Consider the following 6,617-nt stretch of genomic DNA (forward strand, 5'->3'; position numbering starts at 1 on the left):
GCCCGGCCCCGCCGGCCGGATCACCCGCGTCGAGACCCTGATGCTCGGCACCTCATGGCGCGACTTCGGCTACGTCCGGGTCCACACCGACGAGGGCCTGTCCGGCATCGGCGAGATCACCCACCCCTACCGGGTGGGCGAGGTCTGCGCGCTCACCGAGGCCATCGCCCGGCGGCACCTGATCGGTGCCGACCCCTTCGACGTCGAGGAACTCTGGCTCCGCGTCTACCAGGGCGACTTCCTGCGCGGCGGCGACATGGGCGGCGTCGCCCTGTCCGGCCTCGACCAGGCGATGTACGACCTGATGGGCAAGGCGCTCGGCGTCCCCGCCTACCGGCTGACCGGCGGCGCCTGCCGGGACGACGTCCGGGTCTACGCCAACGGCTGGTACACCGGGGAGCGCGAGCCCGAGACCTTCGCCGCCAAGGCGAAGGAGACGGTCGCGAAGGGCTTCACCGCCCTCAAGTTCGACCCGTTCGGCCCCGGCCTGCACGAGCTGGAGCGCGCCGAACTGCGCCGCTCCATCGACCTCGTGGCCGCCGTCCGGGAGGCCATCGGACCCGACATCGACCTCTTCATCGAGGGGCACGCCCGGTTCGCCATGCCGACCGCCGCCCGGCTGGTGCGGGAGCTCGAGCCCTTCGACATCGGCTGGTTCGAGGAGCCGATGCCCTGGACCCACATCGAGCGGTACGCCGAACTGCGTCAGCGCGCGGCGTTCCCCATCTCCGGCGGCGAGCACTTCCACAACCGTTACGAGTACAAGCAGCTCTTCGCCACGAACGCCGTCGACATCATCCAGCCCGACCTCTCCATGGCCGGCGGCTTCACCGAGGTGCGGAAACTCGCCGCGATCGCCGATACCCACGGCATGCTCGTGGCCCCGCACAACTCCAACTCCCCGCTCTGCACCACCGTCTCGGTGCACGCGGCGCTCGGAATCCCCAACTTCAAGATCCTCGAAACCTTCGACGGGCTGCTGGAGCCGTTCGTCTTCGACGCCCTGAAGGGCACCCTTCCGATGGAAGGCGGCCGCATCGGCCTGCCGACCGCACCGGGGCTCGGCGTCGAACTCGTCGACGAGGTCTTCGAGGAACACCCGCCCAGCCACCGCTTCTGGAACATGTTCGCGGACGGCTGGGAGAAGCGGAACCGCACATGATCGTCGACGTCCACTCCCATCTCTTCCGGCACAGCCACGACTTCACCGACCCGTTCAGCTCCGACTCCGCCCGCGCCCACGCGGGCGAGGTCGACCTGACGGTGAAGTGGGAGGAGTACACCGCCACCGCACCCGAGTCCACCCGCACGATCGTCGTCGGCGGCAAGGCGCGGCGCAGCGGGCTGTGGGTCGACGACGCCGCCGTGGCCGCCTACGTCGGAGAACACCCCGACCGGCTCATCGGCTACCTGGCCCTCGACCCCACCCAGCCCGGCTGGCAGGACGAACTCCGCTACGGCCACCAGGAGCTGGGGCTGCGCGGCATCAAGCTGATGCCGATGTACGCGGGCTTCGACCCGGCCGCCGAGGAGTACGACGAGCTGTACACGTACGCCGAACGGCACGGGCTGCCGCTCCTGGTGCACACCGGCACGACCTTCGTGTCCAGCGCGCCGCTGGAGTGGGCGATGCCCCGCCACCTGGACGCGGTCGCCATCCGCCATCCCGAGCTGCGGATGGTCCTGGCCCACCTCGGCCACCCCTTCGAGGGCGAGTGCATCGCGGTCATCCGCAAGCATCCGCACGTGTACGCCGACCTCAGCGCCCTGCACTACCGGCCCTTCCAGCTCTGGCACAGCCTCCGGCTGGTCCAGGACTACGGGGTCTTCCACAAGGTGCTGTTCGGCAGCGACTACCCGTTCACCACGGTCGACGACTCGGTGAAGGGGCTGCGGGAGATCGCCCGCATCCCCGGCATCCCGGGGCTGCCGCCGCTGGACGCGGACGCGATCGAGGAGATCATCCACCGGCCCTCACTCGATCTGCTGGGCCTGAACGGCTGACCGGGCCGTTCCCACGAACTGCCGGTACGGTGCCCGGGTTCATCCCCCTGTCCGCGGGCGCCGGCCGGTAGCCGGGCCGCCGCGCAACCACCCAAGTGTCCCCGCGCGGCGGCCCGGACCCGTCCGGCGGACCAGGGCCGGTCCCACCCCTGTTCCGCATCTCTCCGCTGGAGGAATCCCGCCATGACCGCAGCCGTCCCGCCCCGCGGAACCGACCGCTTCGACCTGACCGGCCGCACCGCGGTCGTGACCGGGGCCGCCCGGGGCCTGGGCAGGTCCTTCGCCGTCGGGCTCGCCGAGGCGGGTGCCGATCTGGTGCTCGTCGACCTGCCCGGTGCCGAGGGCGTCGCCGAGACCGCTGCGGCGGTCGGGGCGCTCGGGCGGCGCTGCCGCACCTATGGCCAGGACCTCGCGGACATCGAGGCGCTGCCCGGCTTCGTGGACGCCGTGCGCGCCGAGACCGGGCCGCTGCACATCCTGGTCAACAACGCGGGCACGGCGGCGCTGGAGCGCTTCAACGAGATCACCCCGGCCAGCTGGTCGCGCATCATGCGGGTCAACGTGGACGCGGTGTTCTTCCTCAGCCAGCGCGTCGCCGAACACATGACGGCGGACTCCGTCGCCGGCCGCATCATCACCATCACCTCGAAGAACGCCCTGGTGGCCGAGGCCGGACTGGCCCACTACAACGCCTCCAAGGCCGCCGCCCAACTGCTCACCGAGACCCTGGCGGTCGAACTCGCCCCGCACGGCATCACCGCCAACACCCTCGCCCCCGGCATGGTCGAGACCCCCATCGACGGCGAATTCCCCTTCGACCGGGAGGCCTTCGAGTCCGCGTACCGCGAGCGCATCCCGCTCGGACGGTATGCCGAGCCCGACGAGTGCGTGGGCGCCCTGCTGCTGCTCGCCTCGGACGCCGGGGCGTACCTCACCGGGGCGCGGATCGTCGTGGACGGCGGGGTGCTGGCCGACCAGATGCCGCGGATGCGCTTCATGCCGCCGTACCGCAACACGATCTGACCGCGACCGCGCGGCAGTCGGTTCCCTTCGAGTCCCATCGAGCACGCATCGACAACGCGAGGAGTACCTCCGTCATGTCCGCCAACGCATCGTCCCGCCGGAATCTGTTGCGGGCCTCGGGGCTCGCCGGTCTGGTCATGGCCGGTTCGGCCGTGGCCACCGCCCCGGCCCAGGCCGCACCCGCACACACCGGCGACGTACTGCGCCTCGACACCGTCGCCGAACTGCGCGCCCTGAACACCAAGCCGCTCGACCACGGCACCCAGATCCTCCTCGCCGGCTACCACACCCCCGGAGACGGCGGCGCGATGGCCCTGCGCTGGGACAAGAAGTCCACCACCGCCCACAACGGCGGCACCGTCATCTCACCCACCCACACCAGCAAGACCGGCCGCTGGCACCAGCTCCACACCGGCACCCTCGACTTCCGCACCTTCGGCCACCACGACGCCACCACACCCGCCGACGCCGCACTCGACACCATGATCGCCGACCCCACCGTCCACCGCATCGAAGCCCACACCGACCTCCTCTTCACCAAACGCCACCTCTGGAACCGCTCCAACATCGAACTCGACTTCGGCGGCCACCACCTCCACACCGAAGGCATCGAGAAGAACACCCACGACAACCCCTTCGGCGCCGTCCTCTCCTTCCGCGGCACCCCCACGAACACCACCGTCACCCACACGCTCTCCGGCAAGGTCATCGAACTCACCGACACCTTCCCGGTCCCCGACGCGAAGGCGTTCGCGGTCGGCCAGTGGTGGTCCGTGCAGGTCGGCCCGGTCAAGGGCGGCGGCGGTGACGAACGCGAGCTGCAGAAGCTGGTCGAGATCACCGAGATCATCGACGCGGGCCACATCCGGATCGGCTACCTCAACGGCTGGGAACTCGCCGAGGGCCGCACGCTCACCTGGACCCGCGTCGATCCGGTCCGAAACACCCACATCCGCAACATGGTCTTCGAGGGCGCGGGACCCGACGAGTACACCGGCTCCCACCCCGTCAGCTTCGAGTACGCGGTCGGCTGCGACGTCTCCGGCATCCACGCCACCGGTACGTTCTGGCCGGTCATCATGCGCCGCTGGTGCACCCGCTTCCGTACCGAGGACTGCTCGCTGAAGAACCCGCCCACCGTCGAGTACGGCGGCGCGGGCTACCTCACCCAGCAGATCTACTGCCTGTACGGTCGGGTCGCCGACTGCACGACCAGCAATGTGCGCCATCTCAACGACCTCACCGCCTCCGCCTACTGCACCGTCGTGAACTGTCACGGCGACGGCGACGACGCGGGCGGCAACCCGTTCACCACCCACGGCCAGTACGAGCACGATCTGCTCTTCGACGGCAACTCAGGGCTGATGGACATCGCGAACTCGGGTGCCCAGTGGGGCATTTCCGCCAAGCGGATCACCGTGCGCAGACATGTCTGCTCCTGGTTCACCGCCAATACGAAGATCACCGATCTGACCCTCGAAGACATCACGGTGCTCGCGCGCCCGACCTTCGACCAGGCCGGCACCCTGACCGTGAACGCCGACGGGGCCCAGGTGCGCGGCTGCACCGCGAAGACCTTCGCGGTCGCCCAGCGCTCGGACCGCTCCACCCGGCCGACCACCATCAGCGACTGCTCCTTCGAACCGCCCGCCGGCGCCGTCCTCGTCCAGACCCCGGTCACCGCACCCGTCCACTTCGTGCGCTGCACGTTCAAGGGCGTCGACGGCGTCGTCCTGCGCGGTGCGGGCCCCGTCCACCTCACCGACTGCACGGTCACCGGCGCCGACGACGCGGCCCCCCTCTCGGTCGGGTCGGCGGATCTGCGGATCGACGGCGGTACCTACCACAACACCGGCATCGAACTCAGTGCCGTGCGCGACCAGCGGATCACCGTCACCGGCGGCACCCGGCTCACCGGCGGAAACAAGACCAAGGCGCTGCTCGGCCGGGCGGCCGGCTCCGGGAGCACGACCTGGGACCTCACCGGTCTCAGCAGCACCGCCTCCGGAGCGGACACCGCGCATGTCCGGATCGCCGACGGCACGAACCACTACGCGGCGACCGGGAGCCGCTTCACCGGCGGCGTCCTCCACCTCGCCCCGGACGCCCTGGACTCGGTCCTGCACACCTCGTGCGTGGAGGACGGCACGCGGCGCAGCGCGATGCCCGAGGACGGCGACCGGGTGCGCACCGACGGGAACCTGATCCTGTGAGCGCCACCGTCCGCACCGCCACCGCGGCCGACGATCCGGCCCTGTCCGCCCTGTGGAAGCGGTGCTTCGAATCCCCGCACCTCGCCGCCCTGCACGCGCTCGACCCGGACCGCCACCGGCACACGTTCCTCGCGCAGAACGACGCGGGGGACGGCATCGACGCCGTTGTCGTCTATGTACCGAGGCTGATCCGGGACGCGGACGGCACCCCGCAGCGCGTCGGCGGGATCGGCAGCGTGGCGACCCGCCCCGAAGCCCGGGGACAGGGGCTGGTGCGACGGCTGCTGGTGGCGGCGGAGCACACCATGACGGCCGAACAGTGCGCCTGGTCCCTGCTGTTCACCGGCACGCCCGGCGTCTACCGGGGCTCGGGGTGGCAGGAGTTCGCGAGCACGTACACCGAGGGGACGCTCGTCCCCTCGCCCGCCGACTCGTCCGCCGCCGGGGCGTTCCGGGTCCGTGGCGCCACCGCGCGGGACGCCGTGGAGGTGGCCGCGCTGCACCACGCGTACAACGCGAAGCGGCCGCTCAGCTCGCTGCGGGCCCCCGATGACTGGGCGGTGCGCGTCCCCGCCTGGTACGGCGCGATCGACCGGTCGCTCGTGGCGCAGGACCCCGTTTCGGGCGCGATCGCCGGCTGGATGGTGGCCGGGCACGAAGGGGACTGCGTGCAGGTGCGCGAGTTCGCGGGATCGGACGAGTGCCTGGGGTCGCTGCTCGCAGCCGTCGGCTCCCGGGGCCGGGCGGCGGGGCTGACCCTGGCCCGGGTCCGGATTCCCGTCACTCCCGGCGTGCGGGCCGCCCTCCCCGGCCTGCTGACGGACGCCCGGCAGGTGACGGAACACGTGGGGATGGCACGGCCGCTGCACGCCACGGCGGAGTCCGTGCGGGCCACGGTCACGGCGCCCGGCGCGGTCCACTGGTACGGCGACTGCTTCTGAGCCCCGCCCGGGGCCCGAGGCACCCCGACTCCTCCAACCGCGCCATGGGAGCGGCCTCCCGCCCGTAGGCTCGCCGTGGCGCCGGGCGGGCGGCGCCACGGGGCGGCGGAGGGGAACCAGGAGTGTCGGGCGTACGCACACAACGCCGGATCGCGCAGAGGCAGTTCAGGGAACGCAGACGACGCGCGCGCCGTCAGGCCATGGTCGTCGTCGCCTCCGCGGTGGTGGCCGTCGGTACGGCGGCCGGCGTGATCTCGGCCGTCGCGGGGGAGGGGGAGTGGGCCACCGCCCGCCCCGGCACCACCGCGTCGCCGACCGTGGCACCGCTGCCCGCGGTGCCCAGCGCGACGGCGACGCCGGACCGGCCGGCCTCATCGGCGCCCGCCGCCCCTCAGCCGCCCCGGTCGCGTCAGCCGGCCCCGCCGCGGGCGTCCCG

The 6,617-nt window shown here is 71.8% G+C and carries 5 protein-coding genes and 1 pseudogene; all 6 read left to right on the forward strand.

What is annotated here, in order from left to right; genetic code table 11:
• A partial coding sequence (locus tag J1C73_RS16135) for a mandelate racemase/muconate lactonizing enzyme family protein (protein WP_207316993.1) occupies positions 1 to 1,162 on the forward strand: 1,162 nt, incomplete at its 5' end.
• Entirely contained in the window at positions 1,159 to 2,004 is an 846-nt protein-coding gene (locus tag J1C73_RS16140) for an amidohydrolase family protein (protein ID WP_207316994.1), read from the forward strand. The genes J1C73_RS16135 and J1C73_RS16140, both read left to right, overlap by 4 nt.
• 183 nt (positions 2,005 to 2,187) lie before the next feature.
• Positions 2,188 to 3,027, forward strand: coding sequence for an SDR family NAD(P)-dependent oxidoreductase (locus tag J1C73_RS16145; RefSeq protein WP_207316995.1), 840 nt, complete (start codon positions 2,188 to 2,190; stop codon positions 3,025 to 3,027).
• Positions 3,028 to 3,101: 74 nt separating this feature from the next.
• Complete coding sequence (locus tag J1C73_RS16150) at positions 3,102 to 5,240, forward strand: putative phage tail protein (protein WP_207316996.1); 2,139 nt, start codon at positions 3,102 to 3,104, stop codon at positions 5,238 to 5,240.
• Positions 5,237 to 6,181 (forward strand): GNAT family N-acetyltransferase, encoded by a 945-nt coding sequence (locus J1C73_RS16155; RefSeq protein WP_207316997.1) that lies wholly within the window; start codon positions 5,237 to 5,239, stop codon positions 6,179 to 6,181. Before J1C73_RS16150 ends, J1C73_RS16155 begins: the two co-directional genes overlap by 4 nt.
• A gap of 200 nt (positions 6,182 to 6,381) precedes the next feature.
• A pseudogene (locus J1C73_RS16160) lies at positions 6,382 to 6,617 on the forward strand (glycoside hydrolase family 6 protein); the annotation flags it as partial.

The organism is Streptomyces laculatispora (assembly GCF_017353455.1).
In the GTDB taxonomy this organism is placed as follows: Bacteria; Actinomycetota; Actinomycetes; order Streptomycetales; family Streptomycetaceae; genus Streptomyces; species Streptomyces laculatispora.